Source organism: Jiangella sp. DSM 45060, from assembly GCF_900105175.1.
GTDB lineage: Bacteria > Actinomycetota > Actinomycetes > Jiangellales > Jiangellaceae > Jiangella.
Genome location: NZ_LT629771.1, coordinates 4082022 through 4100603, shown reverse-complemented (window position 1 = coordinate 4100603; position 18582 = coordinate 4082022). Strand labels below are relative to the sequence as shown.

Annotated in this window: 16 protein-coding genes; 5 read left to right on the top strand and 11 right to left on the bottom strand. The window is 73.1% G+C overall.

The window, feature by feature from the left end; genetic code table 11:
* Positions 1-115: 115 nt before the first annotated feature.
* From BLU82_RS18370 to BLU82_RS18345, 7 genes are all read right to left on the bottom strand, one after another.
* Positions 116-4207 (bottom strand): ThuA domain-containing protein, encoded by a 4092-nt coding sequence (locus tag BLU82_RS18370; protein ID WP_092622570.1) that lies wholly within the window; start codon positions 4205-4207, stop codon positions 116-118.
* 82 nt (positions 4208-4289) lie between these two features.
* Positions 4290-5318 carry a multicopper oxidase domain-containing protein gene (locus tag BLU82_RS18365; RefSeq protein ID WP_092622569.1) on the bottom strand — a complete coding sequence of 343 codons (1029 nt, stop codon included), beginning with the start codon at positions 5316-5318 and terminating at the stop codon, positions 4290-4292.
* Positions 5319-6351: 1033 nt separating this feature from the next.
* Complete coding sequence (locus tag BLU82_RS34240; protein ID WP_157741104.1) at positions 6352-6495, bottom strand: hypothetical protein; 144 nt, start codon at positions 6493-6495, stop codon at positions 6352-6354.
* 408 nt (positions 6496-6903) lie between these two features.
* On the bottom strand, positions 6904-7692 hold the full coding sequence (locus tag BLU82_RS18360) for a DNA polymerase beta superfamily protein (RefSeq protein ID WP_092622568.1): 789 nt from the start codon (positions 7690-7692) through the stop codon (positions 6904-6906).
* A 41-nt stretch (positions 7693-7733) separates the two neighbouring features.
* Complete coding sequence (locus BLU82_RS18355) at positions 7734-8237, bottom strand: DinB family protein (RefSeq protein ID WP_172885644.1); 504 nt, start codon at positions 8235-8237, stop codon at positions 7734-7736.
* Between the two features lie 61 nt (positions 8238-8298).
* Positions 8299-8874 carry a helix-turn-helix domain-containing protein gene (locus tag BLU82_RS18350; protein WP_092622567.1) on the bottom strand — a complete coding sequence of 192 codons (576 nt, stop codon included), beginning with the start codon at positions 8872-8874 and terminating at the stop codon, positions 8299-8301.
* Between the two features lie 13 nt (positions 8875-8887).
* Positions 8888-9337 carry a carboxymuconolactone decarboxylase family protein gene (locus BLU82_RS18345; protein WP_197682304.1) on the bottom strand — a complete coding sequence of 150 codons (450 nt, stop codon included), beginning with the start codon at positions 9335-9337 and terminating at the stop codon, positions 8888-8890.
* Between the two features lie 66 nt (positions 9338-9403).
* Here BLU82_RS18345 and BLU82_RS18340 point away from each other — a divergent pair, with 66 nt between their 5' ends.
* Positions 9404-10705, top strand: coding sequence for a PLP-dependent aminotransferase family protein (locus BLU82_RS18340; RefSeq protein ID WP_092622565.1), 1302 nt, complete (start codon positions 9404-9406; stop codon positions 10703-10705).
* Here BLU82_RS18340 and BLU82_RS18335 read toward each other — a convergent pair whose 3' ends face one another.
* Positions 10706-11938, bottom strand: a complete 1233-nt coding sequence (locus BLU82_RS18335; protein WP_092619626.1) for an IS256 family transposase — start codon at positions 11936-11938, stop codon at positions 10706-10708.
* 146 nt (positions 11939-12084) lie between these two features.
* Between BLU82_RS18335 and BLU82_RS18330 the strand changes: the two genes are divergently transcribed.
* Positions 12085-12315, top strand: coding sequence for a hypothetical protein (locus BLU82_RS18330; protein ID WP_092622564.1), 231 nt, complete (start codon positions 12085-12087; stop codon positions 12313-12315).
* 710 nt (positions 12316-13025) lie between these two features.
* Here the strand turns inward: BLU82_RS18330 and BLU82_RS18325 are convergent.
* The gene (locus BLU82_RS18325; RefSeq protein ID WP_092622563.1) at positions 13026-13772 is read right to left on the bottom strand and encodes a 2-phosphosulfolactate phosphatase; all 747 of its coding nucleotides are present in this window, start codon (positions 13770-13772) and stop codon (positions 13026-13028) included.
* Positions 13773-13821: 49 nt separating this feature from the next.
* Here BLU82_RS18325 and BLU82_RS18320 point away from each other — a divergent pair, with 49 nt between their 5' ends.
* On the top strand, positions 13822-14400 hold the full coding sequence (locus tag BLU82_RS18320; RefSeq protein WP_092622562.1) for a DinB family protein: 579 nt from the start codon (positions 13822-13824) through the stop codon (positions 14398-14400).
* Between the two features lie 500 nt (positions 14401-14900).
* Here the strand turns inward: BLU82_RS18320 and BLU82_RS18315 are convergent, their stop codons facing one another.
* Complete coding sequence (locus BLU82_RS18315; protein WP_092622561.1) at positions 14901-15521, bottom strand: dihydrofolate reductase family protein; 621 nt, start codon at positions 15519-15521, stop codon at positions 14901-14903.
* A gap of 99 nt (positions 15522-15620) precedes the next feature.
* Complete coding sequence (locus tag BLU82_RS18310) at positions 15621-16016, bottom strand: type II toxin-antitoxin system VapC family toxin (RefSeq protein WP_092622560.1); 396 nt, start codon at positions 16014-16016, stop codon at positions 15621-15623.
* Positions 16017-16122: 106 nt separating this feature from the next.
* Between BLU82_RS18310 and BLU82_RS18305 the strand changes: the two genes are divergently transcribed.
* Positions 16123-17895, top strand: a complete 1773-nt coding sequence (locus BLU82_RS18305) for a carboxylesterase/lipase family protein (protein WP_197682303.1) — start codon at positions 16123-16125, stop codon at positions 17893-17895.
* A gap of 50 nt (positions 17896-17945) precedes the next feature.
* A complete protein-coding gene (locus BLU82_RS18300; protein ID WP_092622559.1) occupies positions 17946-18533 on the top strand; it encodes a dihydrofolate reductase family protein in 588 nt (195 codons plus the stop codon).
* Positions 18534-18582 lie beyond the last annotated feature (49 nt).

The window sequence follows — 18582 nt, the reverse complement described above, 5'->3', positions numbered from 1 at the left end:
TGCCGCACCTCTTTCGTGAATCCGCGAGACGCCGAGCGTCCCGGCGGCCGAGGCCCGCCGGAACGGGCGCGACCCGGGGGGTGAGGTCGCGCCCGTCCAGCCGGCCGCCGGGGTCCTACAGCTCCCGGACTCGGATGTTGCGGAATTCGATCTGGTCGTTGTTGCCGTGGTTCTGCAACCCGACGTATCCGCTGAGGAACTGGCGCAGGTCGGTCGGCGGGTCACCCGCGCGAGACGACTCGATGCCAGGCACGTTGTCGAACTCGTTGATCACCACTCCGTTGCGGATGATCGTGTAGTGCTGGCCCTCGACCCGGATCTCGTAGTCGTTCCACTCGCCCTTCGGAGTGGCGCCGGAACCGGGCAGCTGGATCGAATCGAAGTTGTAGACCGACCCGGTCTTCTGCGGCTCGCCGGTCTCGCCGTCGTAGATCTGGATCTCGTGGCCGCAGTAGATCGCGACCCAGGCCGGCGAGTTCGCCGCGGAACCGACGCGACCGCACTCCGGACGCTCCGCCAGCGGCTGGTTCGGGTTCGGGAACCGGATGAACACACCGCTGTTGGCCCGCGTCGTGCCGGGTGACACGTCACGGAACTGCAGCCGGATCGAGTAGTCCGCGAACTCCTTCTCGGCGTACCAGAGCATGCCCAGCCCGCCGCGGCTGATGATCGTCCCGTCGTCCTGCAGCTCGAAGAAGCCGCCGGGCGCCTGGGTCCAGCCCTCGAGGGACTGAGCGGTCCCGTCGAAGATGGCGTCCCAGCCGGTGTCGCCGGGCGTGCCGATCTCGGACTGCGCCGCGAGCCGCGACAGCGTGGCCTTCTCCCGCGCCGTGATGACGCCGTCGGCGGCCAGGCCGTTCGCGGTGTCGGTGACGTGCCGGACGAACTGGCCGTGGTTCGGCCAGCTGCTCTCGTCGTCGATGAGGTCGTTGATCGTGCAGCCCTCGCCGACGACGTCGTTCGTCACGCCGGTGTCGGTGTCGCGCAGGAAGACCGTGGAGCGGTCGTCCGGCACCGCGCACCCGACGGTGACCTCGACCTCGGTGGTCATGGTCTCGCCGTCGGCGTACGTCACCGTCAGCGTCGCGGTGTAGCTGCCCACCGCGGCGTAGGTGTGCCGCGGGTTCGCCTCGTCCGACGTCGCGCCGTCGCCGAAGTCCCACGCGTAGGACACGCCGCCGGAGCGGGCGCCGGTGAAGGCGATGGTCAGCGGCTTGTTCTGCACGGCCGTCGCCGACGCCGTCGCCACCGGGGTGGCCGGGCCGCCGTTGTAGACCACGCGGAGCAGCTTCTGGTTCGGAGTGAGGCTGAAGAACCCGCCGCTGTAGTCGGACATGTAGAGGGCGCCGTCCGGGCCGAACCGCGACGTCATCATCCAGCTGTTCAGCTGGTTGCTGCCGGCGCCGTGCGGGATGATCGGGCGCAGGTCCTCCGCGAACAGCGGCGGCGCCTGCTCCTCGATGCCCTCAGGGTCGACGGTGACGGCGATCCGGCTGCTCGAGCCGCAGTTGTCACCGAGGATCCACTTGCCCTCCCAGTACGACGGCCACGAGATGCCGCTGTCGGTGTCGACCAGCGACTCCCGGAACGTCGGGCCGGTCATGACGGCCTGGCAGCCGCCGCTGCGCATGTACGGGAACCCGTAGGTGGCGTCGTCGTTGTCGTACGTCGGGATGCCGTCGCCGCGGTCCGGGAAGTCCGGGTTACCGCCCTGCGGGGAGTACCAGATCATGTTGTCGCGGGCGTCCGGGATGTCGACCAGGCCGGTGTTGCGCGGCGAGGTGTTCATCAGGTTGCCCTTGCAGTCGTACCAGTCGGTCAGCACCGACGCGTCGGTGTTGCTGCGGTCGCGGTACGGCTGCCGGTTGCCCATGCAGTACGGCCAGCCCTGGTTGCCCGCCGAGGTGATGATCGTCGCCGTCTCGTACTTGGCCGGGCCGAGGTCGGCGTTCGGGCCGCCGGCGTCGGGGCCGACCCAGGCGGCGTGCAGGTAGTCCGTCACCGGGTCGACGTACAGGGTCGAGATGTTGCGCACGCCCATGACGTAGATCTCCGGGCGGGTCTTGCCGCCGCCCTCTTCCTCACCGGTGAACAGGTTGCCCTCGGGGATGGTGTACGTCCCGTCGGCCTCCGGGTGGATGCGCAGGATCTTGCCGTTCAGGTCGTTCGTGTTGCCCGACGTGCGGCGCGCGTCCTGGAACGAGTACCCGCCGAACTCCTGCGTCCAGTTGTTGCCGGAGTAGCCGCTGGAGCCGCCGGAGGAGTTGCTGTCCCCGACGCCGACGTACAGGTTGCCGTCGGAGTCGAAGTCCATGCCGCCGCCGGCGTGGCAGCAGCTGTGGATCTGGGTCTCCCAGGACAGCAGGTCCTTGCGGCTGTCGAGGTCGAGCTCCTGCGTCTCGTGGTCGTAGGTGAACCGCGAGATGGTCCGGTCACCGACGCGGCGCTCACGGTCGAGCGACTCGTACGGCATCCAGTAGGTGTAGATCCAGCCGTTGTCCATGAACGCCGGGTCCAGCGCGATGCCGACCAGGCCGTCCTCGGCCTTCACCAGCTCGCTCCCGCTGCCGCGGTTGCCGAACACGTCGAGCGAGGCCAGCTGCGTGACGTCGCCGGACTCCGGGTCCCACTGGTGGATCGTGCCGCAGCCGCGCCCGACGTTCGGGTCGTCCCACGACGCGATCGGGCCGGTGGCGCAGGCCGCCTTGCCGATGTAGAAGACGGTGCCGTCGGCGGCGACGTCCAGGCCGTGCGGCTCGCCGATCTGGTCGAGCTGGCCCGGCTGGTTCTGCGCCGTCAGACGCTCGATCTCGTAGTTCGCGCCGATGGTGGCCTGGCAGTCGCCGCGCACGAGACCGGTGGTCCACTGCAGCGCGCCGGTGATGTGGCTGCGGACCTCGGCGTTGCTCCAGCTCTGCTCCGCGCCGCCCATGCTCGTGTAGAACGAGCGGCCGCCGTCGTAGTCACGGCACCACGAGACCGGGTGGAACGCGCCGTTCGCGCCCTCGCCCGGGTCATAGGTGTTCTCCTGGACCTGCGCGACGGTGTGCACCGTGCCGACCGGGTTCGGCGCCCAGTTGGTCCAGCGGTCCGTGAGCGTCAGCTCCAGCGGCAGCCCGTCGTTGGCCGGGTGCTGCCGGTCGACGATGCTGACGGTGGCCTCCAGCGCCGGCACCGGCGGCGGCTCGATGATGTCGCCGGCGAAGAACTGCAGCTCGGCCAGCTGCGTGATGGTGTCGCCGGAGTTGCGGGTGATGTCCAGCCGGAGGTACTCGTAGGCCGTCGTGTTCGAGATCTCGTAGGCCTTGGTCTGGAACCGCTCCGGGAAGTCCTCGTTGGTCCGCCGGTCGATGTCGGTCCAGGTCGTCCCGTCGTTCGAGCCCTGCAGGGTCCAGTCCTGCGGGTCGCGGCCGGCGGAGTCGTTGGCCGACGACAGCGCGTACTGGTTCACCGCGGCCGGCTCGGTCAGCCGGACGGTGATCTGCGCCGTCCGCACGAAGCCCAGCCACTTGGTGTTGACGTTGCCGTCGACCACCTTGGGCGCGTCCTCGTTCGGCGGGTTGTTGGCGGTGGCGCTGACGGAGGCGACGTCGAGCGAGTCGGGCAGCGCGCCGACCGGCCGGCTGCCGATCAGCCCGGTGAACCACTCCGACCGCTCCTGCGCGCGCGAGGCGTCGCCGATGCCGAGGAAGCCGCCGCCGTCCTCGATGTAGGCCTCGAGCGCGTCCTCCTGGGACGGCGACAGCTCGGTGCCGATCGCGGACAGGAACACGACGCCGCGGTAGCCGGCCAGCGTGTCCGCGGAGAAGCTGGCGGGGTCCGACGACACGTCGACGCCGATGCCGCTGGCCGCGCCCAGTTCCTGCACCGCCGCGACTGCGGCCGCGACGGGGTCGTCCTGCTCGGCGGCGGCGCCGTGGAAGACCAGCACCTTGGCGGCACCGTCCGCGGCGTTGGCCTTCGCGGCGGCCAGCGCCTGGCGTGCGGCGGGGCTGGCGTCGTCGGCGGTGTTGGAGGCCTTGACGGCCGGCGCACTGGAGGCGCTCGGCGAGGGCTCGGCCGGCTCCGGCTCCGGCTGCCCCTGCGCGGGCAGCGCGGTCACGCTCAGCGCCAGGACGGCCGTGCTCGCCAGGACGATCGTCCGGCGCCACCGTGCGGATCTCGCCGGTGGCCCTCCTCCCGGACGGACGAGGCTGGTGCGTCTCATCGTTGCTCCTTCGATCGAGGTGCGCTCGTGCCTGTGCGTTCTCGGCCCTGCTGGATGTCAGTGGTGGTGCGGGCGGTCCCGCCTAGCCGGCGTGGCCCCCGTGTCCTCCTCCGTGTCCTGCGTGGTAGCGGTCGATCGCCTCCTGTGCGTGGTCGGGGATGCTGCCGTCCTCGTTGCGGACCAGGAAGACGCCGGACATGCCGCCGTCGGAGTGGAACTGCACGTGGCAGTGGTACATCCACGCGCCGGGGCCGACGCCCTCGCCGGCGATCACCTGGAACCCGAACGAGCTGCCGGGGTTGAGGTCCTTGTTGTCGACGGCCGGGGTGGGGTCGTTGGGGCCGTCGAGGTAGCCGGTGCGGTTGTCGGCCCACCGGTGGGCGTGCACGTGGAAGGTGTGCTCCATGCTCCCGTGGCCGATCGCCAGCCACTCCACCCGCTCACCCAGCACGGCGTCGAACATCGGCGTCTCGGGCGCCATCTTGTTGTTGATCGTCATGTCGTTGAACACGACGACGAACGTCTTGTCCGGCAGCAGGTCGCCCTTGCGGCGGACGATCAGGCCGCCGTACAGGCCCTTCTGCAGGCCCTGGGTGCCGTGGTCGCCGTAGGCGTGGTCGTGGTAGTGCCAGTAGCCCGCGCTGCCCGGCAGCCAGGCCCGTCCGCCCGTCGTCGTGCGCTCGCGGGTGCGCCACACGTACGTGCGGGTCTCGCCCGGCAGGTTGTAGGACGCGTTGAACGCGGAGCCGTCGGAGAAGACGTCGTAGTCGACGCCGTGCGGGTGGATGGACAGCCGCTGGTCGGTCGTGTTGACCAGCGTGATCTCCAAGGTGTCGCCCTCGACGATGTCCAGCAGCGGGCCGGGGATGGTCGCCTCGCCGGGCGCCAGGCCATAGCCGATCAGCCCGCCGGGCAGCGCCTCGGCGTACATCGTCACGCGGTGGGTCGTGCCGCTCGCCCGGGCCGTGCGCGTTCCCGGCGCGGGGCTCGCGGTCGCCGCGCTCGAGGCCGCGGCGACGGCGGGGAAGGCCGCACTCGCGACCGCGCCGGCCAGCACCGACCGGCGGGTCAGGTGCCCTAGCCAGCCACGTCGGACGGGGTTGTCAGCCATGGGGTCTCCATTCCGTGAGTCCCGGGGCGCCAGCACCGGAGACCGGGGGTGGGGCCGGCATCACCACCGCAGGGCATGGACGACCCCCGACGGTCGCTGATCCACTCCGACCCGTACATGGCTCCGCACAGTAAAGGGGCTTTTGCATGCACGTCAACGGAAAGTTTCACGTTCGTCGACAAATGCTCCGGCCGGTAACGCTTCGCGCCGTCTGCGTTCCAGATCCGATTCGGCCGAAAAGACGCAGGTGTCGCCTGTGTTGGCGTTCGGTAGGGACGGTTTCCCGCCGGCGCCATGGTGGGCGGCCGTCCGGTCGAGGACTTAGGTCGAGCGGCGAAGGACTTTTGCAAGTTACCGTGAGGTAACGGTTGTGTCAGTGACCGGCCGTCGGTACGGTCCCAGTCGTCAGTGGTGTGGGTCACCGCAGGGCAGGGCCGGAGCCTGTGGCGCGCCACCACGGACGAGCGCAACCGGCGGTCCGCATGGCCGCCGGGCGATGACGCTCGTCCGAGGTGAGGTGGTCACATGCGCCGCGAGGGACACCGGTTCACGTCCACCGGTCCTGCTCCGGTCACCCGTCCGCCACCGGTTCGGGATGGGCCGGGCGCTCGTCGGGCCGGCTGGGCCGGGCGCGCCGGGCGCTCGTCAGGCCGGGGCTCCGGCGGCTGAGGTTCCAGTGGCCGGCGGTCCGGCGCCGCGCTGGTGTGACGGCGGCATCGTCGCCGGTAGGCGCCCTGATCCGCGCCACCCGCGGATCGCGTCGCCGGCCGTACCGCAGTCGGCCGGCGCTGCGACGGCAGCTCCGACCGGCCCGCGCACCCCACGTCGTCGGGCACCCGTCCACCGCATCGTGCGGCCCGCGCAGCCCCCGTCGACCGGCACGCGTCCAGCACGTCGTGCAGCCCGCGCAGCCCCCGTCGACCGGCACGCGTCCACCACGTCGTGCGGCACGCGTCGACCACGTCGTGCGGCGAGTCTGTCGGTGCCCGCCCGTAGGGTGGGCCCCACCCGGGCCGGGCGGGGTCTACCTACCTCAGCGAACGCTCGCCATCACGAGCAGCGCCAGCACCGCCACCACGCCGGCGGACAGCCGCAGGCTCAGGTTCGGCTGCTCCGGTCCGAGCAGCCAGCGGCGCAGTCGCGCGAGCGAGCGCAGTCCGGTGAACGCGGGAGTCACGGCACCCCTCCAGTCCGCGACCGGCCCACTCCGCCGCCGAGAACGGAGCGTCGATGCCGGGCGCACGTCGACCCAGACCGGGATTTCCTATGTGGCGCCGACGCGAATTGCCGGCCACCCAGCGGCCGGCGGTTCTGGCGGCGAGAAAGTGCCGCGCGGATCGGGGGCCGTTCACACGAATTGGGCCTGACGACCCCAGGATGACTCACCGCGAAACGGTCGTCAATACCCGCTTTCGCCCCGATGACCAGGCCGGTCACCAGCGCCGACCGGGCGGGTGGCCCGGCTGGGTGGCCGGGCTGGGGACGCCGCCGGCTGGGCTGGCCCGGCGGCGCCCCGGCCTCCCGGTCGTCTGACGTCCCGAACCCGGCCCCCCTCGAACCCGACGCCGGCGCCGACGCCGGCGAATCAGGCCGTCCAGCCCCAGTGCCGCCGCTGCGCTTCGACGGCCCACGCGGAGATGCGGTCGTGGTCGGCCCGTTCCGGCAGCGGCGATCGGCCGCCGGCAAGGGCCGTCCGCACCTCCGCCTCGACCGCGCTGATCTCCGCCGACACCTCGTCGCGGGCCACCTCGCCGCGCTTCACCGCGAGCACCCGCGCACGCTCGTCCGGGCGCAGCGGGAGGCTCAGCCGCCCGTCCAGCGCGATCTCGCGGCCCTGGTAGGCCAGCCGCAGCGCGTGGCTGCCGTACTTGACGTCCCAGCCGTGCCGTTCGATCAGCTCGGGCCGGTTCGACACCCGGTTGCGCTTGCCGGTGCCGAGCATGCGCTCGTGCTGGGCGTGCATGTAGCCGAGGAACCGCTCGACCGCCTGCCGCGACAAGAACTCGCCGGCCAGCGCCCGCAGCTCGTCACCCAGGGGAGTGCGCACGACGAGGTCGGCGTCCGGCGCGTACAGCGGCAGCAGCACGGTCGGATTCCCCTTGAGCGCCAGCTTGAGGTACTTGCGCAGCGAGTAGAGGACGAGGTCGGTGTCGCCGTGGCCGGAACGCACGCCCTCGGGCTGTGTGCGCCAGATGTAGTGCGGCTGCCGCTGCAGCAGCCCGACGGCGCGGTCGGGCGGCTCGATGTAGACGCCCATCTCGTCGTGATCGTCGGTGCCGGCGATCACGATGCCGTGCACGCCGGAACCGACCACCGAGCGAAGGATCTCGTTGGGCAGCGCCACTTCGGGGTCGCCGTACTCGACGTTGGACATGCCGGCATGGTCGCGTGTGGGCCGCGGTCCGGGCGAGCGATTTACCGTCCGGTCCGGCCGTCGATCAGCTCGCGGAGGATGTCGAGATGCCCGGCGTGGCGGCCGGTCTCCTCGATCAGGTGGGTCAGCGCCCATCGCATCGACGGCGCGCGGCGGCCGGTGTGCGAGGGGTGCTCGAGGCCGGGGCACGCGGCGACGGCGCGGTCGGCGGCGGCGATGGCGTCGCGGTAGTCCTGGACGACGCTCGCCACGGTCTCGTCCGGACCGGCGTGGAAGGTCGCCGGCCAGCTGCGCACGTGCTCGCCGAGGAAGACGGCGCGCTCAACGTGGGCGAGGTGCTTGACCAGCCCGAGCAGGTTCGTGCCGGACGGGACGCCCGGCGTGCGGACCTCCGGTTCCGGGACCCCGTCCACCTTGGCCAGGACGCTCTCGCGCAGGTACGTCAGGAAGCCGGTGAGGACGTCCTTCTCGCCGGAGCCGGAGCCGGAGCCGGAGTCGGAGCCGGTCCGGGGCGGGGGCTGGTCGCGTCGTCGTTCGGGTGCCATGACGCCAGTGTCCGCGCCCCGCGGGCCCGGACGCCCGCCGTCGTGCAGATCTGCAACGGGGTCAGGTGTCGTGCAGGTGGACGCGCTCGCCCTGGGTGCCGAAGATCGCGATGACCTCCGCCAGACCGCCGTCGGCCGGGTTGCCGATCCAGTGCGGCGTCCGGGTGTCGAACTCGGCCGCCTCGCCGGCCCGCAGCAGGTGCTCGTCACCGCCGAGGACGAGGCGGACGGCGCCCGAGAGGACGTAGAACCACTCGTGACCGTCGTGCGTGCGCAGCTCCGGCGGCGGCAGCGTCGCCGCCGGCGGGTACAGCACCTTGTACGCCTGCACGCCGCCCGCCTGCCGGGTGAGCGGCACGAACGTCAGGCCGAACCGCCGCACCGGCCGCAGGTGCACGCGCGGATCACCGACCCTGGGCGCGTCGACCAGCTCGCCGATCGGCACCCCGTACGCCCGCGACAGCGGCAGCAGCTGACCCAGCGTCGGCTGCACCCGGCCGGTCTCGAGCCGCGACAGCGTGCTCGGTGTGATGCCGGTGCGTCCGGACAGCTCGGCCAGCGTCAGCCCGGACCGGTGCCGCAGCCCACGCAGCCGCGCACCCACGGCCCGCACGACCGCGGCGTCCTCGTCACCCATACCTGCAAGGTACTCAGGCGAACGACTCCGGGGTCATGCGGACGGCGACGCTGACCCGGTTCCACGCGTTGATCGTCGTGATGACCATGATCAGCTGGGCGAGCTGCGCGTCGTCGTAGTGGGCGCGGGCCCGCTCCCAGACGTCGTCCGGCACGCGCGGTGCGCCCTCGCTGAGCCGCGTCATCGACTCCGCCAGCGCGAGCGCCGCCCGCTCGGCCTCGGTGAAGGCCGGGCCCTCGTCCCAGGCGGCGACGGCGTAGACGCGGGCCGGGGATTCGCCGCCCTTCACGGCGTCGTGGCTGTGCGAGTCGACGCAGTAGGCGCAGCCGTTGATCTGGCTGACCCGCAGCTTCACGAGGTCGAGCAGGCCGGGCGGGAGGTCGCCCTGGAGGGAGCGGCTGTCGAGGGCGATCAGTGCCTTGTACGCCGCGGGGGCGAGCGCGGCGATGTCCATGCGTGTCATGGCGTCACCGTACGGCGCTACATTGGTCTCGCCACAGTGACAATTCACGCCCAGTTGATTGGTCCAATGGAGTTCCACGTCAGCCTCGACGGCCGCGGCGACCTCGTCGCGCGGATCTACCGGTCCCTGCGCGACGGCGTGCGCGACGGGCGGCTGCGGCCCGGCGACCGGCTCCCGCCGTCGCGCGAGCTGGCCCGCACGCTGGACGTGTCGCGCGGCACGGTGGCGACGGCGTACGAGCGACTGACCGCCGAGGGCTTCCTCGAGGGCCGGGTCGGCGCCGGGACGTTCGTCGCGGCGGGCGCGGGCGCGGGCGTGGATGTGGGCGCGGGCGCGGTGGGGCAGGCGGGCGGGGCTGCGTCGCCGGCCCCGCGCGACGGGGGACTGCGGCCGCGGCCGGGCTGGGTGGCGGCGCCGTGGTCGCCCGGGCCGCGGGCGGCCGCACGGTACGACTTCACCGTCGGCGTGCCGGACGCCCGGCTGTTCCCGTACGACACCTGGCGGCGGCTGATCGCGGCCGAGTGGCGGCACGGACGCGAGCCCGCCGGCTACGCCGACCCGGCCGGCCATCCCGGCCTGCGCGACGCCGTCGCCCGGTACGTCGGCTACGCGCGGTCGGTGCGGGCCGGCGCCGACGACGTCGTCGTGACCGGCGGCGCCCAGCAGGCCCTCGACCTCGTCGCGCGCGTGCTGCTCGCGCCGGGTGACGTCGTCGCCGTCGAGGAGCCGGGGTATCCGCCCGCGCGGGAGGCGTTCGCGGCGTACGGCGCGCGGGTCGTCGGCGTGCCCGTCGACGGCGACGGGCTGGTGGTGTCGCGGCTGCCGGCCGAGGCGCGTCTGGTGTACGTCACTCCGTCGCACCAGTTCCCGCTCGGTGTCGCGATGTCGCTGCCGCGCCGGCTCGAGCTGCTGGCCTGGGCCGGCGCGCACGACGCGGGCATCGTCGAGGACGATTACGACAGCGAGTACCGCTTCGCCGACCGGCCGCTCGAGCCGCTGCACGGACTCGACGCCGGCGGGCGCGTCGTCTACGTCGGGACGTTCTCGAAGACGCTGCTCCCGGGGCTGCGGCTCGGCTTCGTCGTCGTGCCGCCGGGGCTGCACCGGGCCGTGCGCACGGCCCGCAGCCTGGCCGACGGCCACGGTCCGGTCGCGACGGAGGCCGCGCTGGCCCGGTTCATGGACGAGGGACTGCTGGCGCGGCACATCCGCCGGACGGCGAAGGTCTACGGCGAGCGGCGGTCGGCGCTGCTGGCCGGGCTGGACGGTGCGCTGGCGCCGTACCTCGAGCCGGTGCCGTCGGCGGCCGGGGTGACGTCCCGCTGGGTGGTGGAGTTCTTCGACCACTGTGCGGGGTCAGTGTGCTGATCATGCCGTCATGAGTTCGGGTTTGGCCACCTCCTTGTTGGTTGCCGGCGCGTTGAGCAGGGCCATGGAGGTTTCGGAGAGGTAGCGGCGTTCGGCGGTGACTTGCCATTCGTCGTGGGCCTCCACGAGGACCGATCCGGCCAGGCGGAGCAGGGCGGCGGGGTTGGGGAACACTCCGACGACGTCGGTGCGGCGTTTGACCTCCTTGTTCAGCCGTTCCAGCGGGTTGGTGGACCAGATCTTCTTCCAGTGGCTGATCGGGAACGTGGTGAACGCGAGGAGATCGTCCTTGGCGTCGCGCAGCATCTGTTCGACCTTGGGTAGTTGCCGGCCGAGCATGGTGGCGATGACGTCGAACTGCTCGTGCACGTGCTCGGCGTCGGGCTGGGCGAAGATCGTGCGGATCGCCGCGGCCACCATCTCGGCGTTGCCCTTGGGGACCTGGGCGAGCACGTTGCGTAGGAAGTGCACCCGGCAGCGCTGCCAGGCCGCGCCGATCAGCACCGAGGCGATGGCGTGCTTGAGGCCGGTGTGGGCGTCGGAGATGACCAGCTGGACACCGCCCAGCCCGCGGGCCTTCAACGAGCGCAGGAACGCGGTCCAGAACGCGCCGTCCTCGCTGTCGCCGACGTCGAACCCGAGCACCTCGCGCCGCCCGTCGGCGGTGACGCCGGTAGCGATGACCACCGCCTGGGACACCACGCGGCGGTTCACCCGGGCCTTGCAGTAGGTCGCGTCGAGGAACACGTACGGATAGGTCGTCTCGCCCAGCGACCGGTCCCGGAACGCACCCACTTCTTCGTCGAGATCGGCGCAGATCCGCGACACCTCCGACTTGGAGATCCCGCTGTCCGCGCCCAGCGCCTTGACCAGGTCATCGACCTTGCGGGTCGACACCCCATGCAGATACGCCTCCATGATCACCGCGAACAGGGCCTGGTCCACCCGCCGGCGCCGCTCCAACAGCGACGGGAAGAACGACCCCGTGCGCAGCTTCGGGATCCGCAACTCCAGATCCCCCGCGGTCGTGGTCAGGACCCTGGGTCGCGAGCCGTTGCGCTGCGCGGTCCGCTCCGCGCTGCGCTCCCACGGGCCAGCACCGATCACCGCCGTCGCCTCGGCATCGATCAACGCCTGATACATCCCCTGCGCCGCGGTACGGACCCGATCATCCACATCAGCGGCCCGCATCACCTCGAGCACCTCAAGTAGGGCAGCATGGTCCAAGGCCATCGTGCGTCGTGTCCTTCCGTGAGTTCCATCGCTAGGTCTCACTGACCGTCGCACGATGGCCGCCCAACACCACCGTCGACACGACGACGCTCAAGCGGGCCACGAACTCCACCACTCCACGGGACGCCACCGCGGCCGGGCTGCACGTGTGCGCGCTGCTGCGTTCCGGCGACGCCGCGACGGCGGACGCGGTGGCGGACGCGGTGGCCGGGCGGGCGCGGGCCGGCGGGGTGCTCGTCGAGCCGCTCGGCCGGTATCGGGCAGAGGCGGGCGGGCGCGGGGGGCTGGTGCTCGGGTACGGGGCGATCGACGCGGCGGACGTGCCGGCCGGACTGGACCGGATCGCGGCGGCGTTCCGAGAGGTCACGCCCGGCTGAACCCGCCGTCCGTCAGCGCTGGCACCAGGTCGCCGGTGCCGCGCCTCGGCGCCTCGGCCGTCGGTGGCGCGGGTGGGTCGGCTCGTGCGTCCGGCGGTTCGGGTGGCTCGGCCGCACGGCGACACGGGCGGTTCGGCTCGTGCGTCCGGCGGCTCGGCGGCACGGCGACACGGGCGGTTCGGCTCGTGCGTCCGGCGGCTCGGCGGCACGGCGACACGGGCGGTTCGGCTCGTGCGTCCGGCGGTTCGGGTGGCTCGGCCGCGCGGCGGCACGGGTGGGTCGGCTCGTGCGTCCGGCGGTTCGGGTGGCTCGGCGGCTCGGCGACACGGGCGGTTCGGCTCGTGCGTCCGGCGGCTCGGCGGCACGGCGACACGGGCGGTTCGGCTCGTGCGTCCGGCGGTTCGGGTGGCTCGGCGGCTCGGCGGCACGGGCGGTTCGGCTCGTGCGTCCGGCGGCTCGGCGGCACGGCGACGCGGGCGGTTCGGCTCGTGCGTCCGGCGGCTCGGCCGCACGGCCGCACGGCCGCACGGCGGCCCGGCCGTTCGGGCGGCGCGGCCGCGATGGTGAGCCGGTCGGGCGGCGCCGCCCAAGCGCGGCGACGTTGTCGGTGCCCGCCCGTAGGGTGGGCACCCTCCCTCGAGGGGCGGGTCATACCTACCTCATCGCCGGTCGCATCGTCCTCCGCACGACGCCGGTACGAGCCGCGTCGATCACGCCGCGCTGAACCCGCCGTCCGTCAGCACCGGCACCAGGTCGCTGGCGTCGCGCTCAGCAGCGATCGCGACGTCGGCGGGGAAGCCGTACGCGATCAGCTCGCGGCCCGAAGCGCACTCCCGCAACGTCGCGCCCAGATCCTCGACGGCGTCGGCAGCCGCGCGGGCGGCGATCGCCTCGGGGGAGAGGTGCCCGCCGCCGATGGCGCCGACGATGGCGCCGGCGCCGAGCAGATCTTCGAGCGCCGGGCGCAGACTGCCGTCCGGCCAGCGCTCGCCCGCCGGGACGACGGCGACCGGCCGGTCCGCCGCGCCGTAGCCCGACGCCGTCAGCCACCGCCCGACCGCGGCCGCGTTGCGCAGACAGCCCGCCACCACGACCGCGCCGTCGTCCCGCGCCGCCGCCGCGATGGCCGACCCGTTCGGCGACGGGAGCACCAGCCGCGACGGGGCCGGGGCCGCCCGCAGCGCCGCCGGCGAGAGCGACCACGGATGCGCCGCGGTGGTCGCCCGCCGGCCCACCGCCAGACGGGCGCCGACGGTGTCCGCGTAGGTCGCCGCCGACTCGTCGCGCCAGGCGTACGGATACACCGTCGTGCCCGCGTCGGCCGCCACCGACACCGCCGTCGTGAACGACAGCACGTCGACGACGACCAGGCAGGCGACGTGGAGAGCGAGCCGCCGCGCGCCGGCCGGCCCCCAGTCGACGCGGACGCCGAAGCCGTCCTGGTCCCAGGCGTTCACCCGTCCGATTCTCGCCGACCTTGTCGGTGCCGGGTGGTTGGGTGGGTCCATGGCGGATCTCAAGTCGGAGCTGCACCACAAACTGCGGCAAGCGCGTGCCGGGCTGCTCTCGCGGCTCGACGGGCTGAGCGAGTACGACCTGCGCCGGCCGCTGACGCCCAGTGGCACCAACCTGCTCGGGCTGGTCAAACACGTCGCCGGCGGCGAGTACGTCTACCTCGGCACGTCCTTCGGCCGGCCACCACCCGAGACGCTGCCGTGGGAGGAAGACGGCTCGATCTGGGACGGCGCCGACATGTGGGTCACGCCCGATCAGTCCAGCGAGTACATCCTCGGGCTGTACCACCGCGCCTGCGCCCACGGCGACGCCACGCTGGCCGAGCTCGACCTCGACGCGCCCGGACGGGTGCCGCACTGGCCGGCCGAGCGGGCCGACACCACGCTCGGTGTGCTGCTCATCCGCATGCTGTCCGAGACCGCCCAGCACGCCGGCCACGCCGACATCGTCCGCGAGCTCATCGACGGCCGCGGCGGTCCCGACCACGACGACTTCGGCGACGACGAGGCGTGGCGCGGCTACCTCGCCCGCATCCAGGCGGCCGCCGACACCTTCGCGGAGCCGCCCTGAGCCCGCCCCGCCCTGATCGGCGCCGCCTCATCGCGCGCCGTGTTGGGTCGGGACGGACGACGGCGCATCGCGCTGGCCCGCTCCGCCCCGCCCTGATGGGCGCCTGCCAGTCTGCCGCGCGCCGTGTTCGGTCGGGGCGGCCGTCCGCGCGCCGTGTTGGCCGCCCGCCCCGGCTCGGCCTGCCGCGCGCCTGGTGTGCGCCGCGCTGGTGTCGGTCGGGCTGGCGAGCCGGCCGGCACTGCGCCGGCCCGACTCGCGCCGGCCCGCCCTGCGGAGGCCAGACTTGCGCCGGCTCGCCCGCGCCGGTTGGGCGCACGTCGACAGGGCGCACGGCGACCGGGCGCGGAGCGCTGATCGGCGTCGGCCGGCGGGCCGTGCCTTGGTCTGCCTGGCGTTGGGCTGCCGCGCGTCGCGCTGGTCGGCGTCCGGTCTGGTCACGGGAGTTCCCTGACCTGGCCGCTCCGACCCGAGCTCAGCGCAGCGAGCTGGGCGCGGATGGCTCAGTGCAGCACGCGATAGGTCAGGTGCGTCACGCCGGCCGCGGCGCGCGACCCCACCTGCTCCAGCCGCAGCGATGGCACACCGTCGAACAGGCGGGTGCCGGCGCCGAGGGTCATCGGCACGACGTGCAGGCGCAGCTCGTCGATGAGGCCGGCGGTGAGGTACTGGTTGATCGTGGCCGCGCCGCCGATGATCGACACGTCGCCGTCGCCGGCCGCGGCGCGGGCCTGCTCGAGCGCCCGCTCGATGCCGTCGGTGACGAAGTGGTACGTCGTGCCGCCGTCCATCGGCTGTGGGTCGCGCGGGTGGTGGGTGAGCACGAAGACCGGGGCGTGGAACGGCGGGTTGTCGCCCCACCAGCCGTTCCACTCGCGATCCCACTCGCCGCGCACGGGACCGAACATGTTGCGGCCCATGACGAACGCCTGGGCGGCGTTGATCTGGTCGATCTCGGCCCGGCTCTGCTCGGGGTCGTCGAACATCCATGCGTGCAGCCTGCTGCCCCAGCCGTCACCACCGTCGGCGCCGAACGGGCGCTCCTCGGTCTGGCCCGGCCCGGCCGAGTAGCCGTCGGCGGTAATCGAGAGATCGCAGGTCACCCTGCCGCTGCCGGTTGTCATGGCGTCCTCCTCCTCACGGCGGCGTCACTGTGTCCGCCGGTCTACTATTTCAATGGAGAACAATAGTGTCCTGCGGACACTGTTTTCGCAAGGCGCGATTCAGAGCAACGACTCGAAGGGGGCCACGGTGACGACGTCGCGCACCGCCTCGGCGAGGGCGGCGTCGAGGGTGACGAAGGCGTCGGCCTGCAGGCGGGTCAATGCGACGTACTCGGCGGCGTAGGTGTCGGGCCAGCCGAGGTCGGCCGCGATCGTCCACGCGACGGCCTGCAGCACGCGGTCGCCGAGGAGACGGATGCGCAGCCCGCGCACGTAGTCGAGGCGGGCGTCGGCCTCCTTGCGGGACAGCTCACCCCGCAGCACCGCCTGGTACAGGTCGGCCAGCAGCTGCGACCGGAGCAGCGTCGGCGCGACGAGCTGGTGCTCGGCCGCGACGGTGCTCCGCTCGGCGGCCAGCCGGAACGCGACGTCGGCGCCGATCACGTACCTGGTCACGGCGTCAGCGTACGCGGATCGCCGTACGGAGTACGCGGCTCGACGTACTGGAAATGGGTCCGCTGGACGGACGCGCCGCCGGCCCCGGCCACGAAGACTGACCGCCATGTCGATGCGTGCTCTCCTCCGATCCCTGCCCGCCGTTGCCGTCAGCACCGCCCTCCTCGCCACCGTCGCCGCCGCCCTCCCGGCAACGGCCGCTACCGCCGCCCCGGCCACAGCCGTCACCGCCCCCTCGGCCACAGCCGTCACCGCCGCCCCCGCGGCGGCCGCGGACGTCGGGTGGCCGGAGCCGGGCGTCGTCCGGATCGATTCCGGGTGGCTGCGCGGCACCGTCGCCGACGACCACGTCAGCTACTCCGCCATCCCGTACGCGGCCCCGCCCGTGGGGGAGCGGCGCTGGCGGCCGCCCGCCGGGGTGCGGCCGTGGCGCGGGGTCAGGGACGCGACGACGCCGAGCCCGTACTGTCCGCAGGGCGGCATGCAGGGCATCGTCGGGCAGGAGGACTGCCTGTACCTCGACGTCACCGTGCCGGCAAGAAGCGGCGCCGAGCCGGCAAGAAGCGGCGCCGAGCCGGTGCGAAGCGGCGCCGAGCCGGCGCGGGCCGGGCGCGGCGACCGGCTGCCGGTGCTGGTCTGGCTGCACGGCGGCGGCTTCACCAGCGGCGGCGCCCGCGAGTACGACGCGGCGCGGCTGGCGACCGCCGGCGACGTCGTCGTGGTGAGCGTGAACTACCGGCTCGGCGCGCTCGGGTTCCTGTCCGCGCCGGCACTGGACGCGGCGGGCGGCAACTACGGGCTGATGGACCAAGCGGCGGCGCTGCGCTGGGTGCGTCGCAACGCGGCCCGGTTCGGCGGCGACCCGGGCAACGTCACGCTGGCCGGGCAGTCGGCGGGGGCCCGCTCGGTGTGCGCCCAGCTCGTCTCGCCCGACGCGCGCGGCCTGTTCGACCGGGCGATCGTGCAGAGCGGCGCCTGCGACAACCCCGTGCCCGACCTCGCCGCGGCGCAGGCGTTCGGCGAGCGGGCGACGGCCGACCTCGGCTGCGCCGACGCCGCCGGAGCCGACGCCGACGCGGCCGACGCGGCCGACGCGGCCGACGCGGCCGACGCCGACGCCGACGCCGCCGCATGCTTGCGCGATGTCGCGCCGGAGCAGCTGGTCCGCGTCCTGGCCCGGACCGGTACCGAACTGACGTCGCGCGTGGCGGACGGCCCGTGGAACCCCGTCGCCGGGACGCAGTCGCTGCCCGTCCAGCCGGGTGACGCATTGCGGGACGGGTCGGCGGCGCGGGTGCCGCTGCTCGTCGGCGCCGCGCGGGACGAGATGCGCGCCTTCGTCGTCGGCGAGACGGTGACGGCGGACGACTACCGCGCCGCGCTGACCGGCCTGTTCGGCACCGACGCGGAGACGGTGCTGGCCGAGTACCCGCCGGGCGACGACCCGGCGGTCGCGCTGGCGACCGTGCTCACCGACTGGGGCGGCCGTATCGGAACCTGCCCGGTGCTGCGCACGGCCGAGGACGCCGCGGCCCACCAGCCGGTCTACGCCTACGAGTTCGCCGAGGACAGCGGCGAGGTCGAGGACGGCTTCCCGATGGGCGCGTTCCACGGGCTGGAGCTGTCGTACCTGTGGGACCTGGACATGGCGTGGGATCCGTACCCGCCGCTCGACGCGGACCAGCAGCGGCTGTCCGCGACGATGATCGACTACTGGACGGCGTTCGCCCGCACCGGTGACCCGAACGGCCCCGGCCGGCCGGTCTGGCCCGAGTTCGGTGCGACCGGCGCTGTGCTCGGCCTGTCGTCCGCCGCCGTCGCGCCGACGCCGTTCGCTGACGACCACCGCTGCGGCCTCTGGTCGGCACTGCCGCGATGAGTTCTCCGGCCGCACGCGGTCGGTACAGACTGGAAACCGAGGAGGTCCCCATGGGCAAGGTCCTGAGCCACATGACGATGTCCCTCGACGGCTTCATCGCCCAGCCCGACGACGGCATCGGCGAGCTGTTCGAGTGGTACGAAGCCGGCGACGTCGCCGTCGACAACCCCAACGAGACCGTCCGCTTCGCCGTCGACGACGCGAGTGCGACGGTGCTGCGCGACCTCACCGAGAACGTCGGCGCGCTGATCGCCGGCCGACGGCTGTTCGACATCGCCGACGGCTGGGGCGACAAGCACCCGGCCGGCTCGCCCGTCGTCGTGGTGACGCACCAGCCGCCGGCCGACGCCGCCGAACGCTGGCCCACCACCACCTTCGTCGACGGTGTCGCGGCGGCGGTCGAGCGGGCCCAGCAGATCGCCGGCGACAAGGACGTCACGATCGCCAGCGCCAACGTCACGCAGCAGGCCCTGGCTCTCGGCCTGCTCGACGAGGTGTGCGTGAGCCTGGTGCCGGTGCTGTTCGGCGAAGGCATCCCGTACTTCTCGACCCTCGGCGGCGGCCACCAGCTGCTCGAGGACCCGGCGGTCGTGCAGGGCCGCCGGGCCCTGCACCTGCGCTACCCGGTGCGCCGCTAGGGGTTTCAGCAGCTGGAACCATCGATTTCAAAGGGTGCCGTGGTCTGCC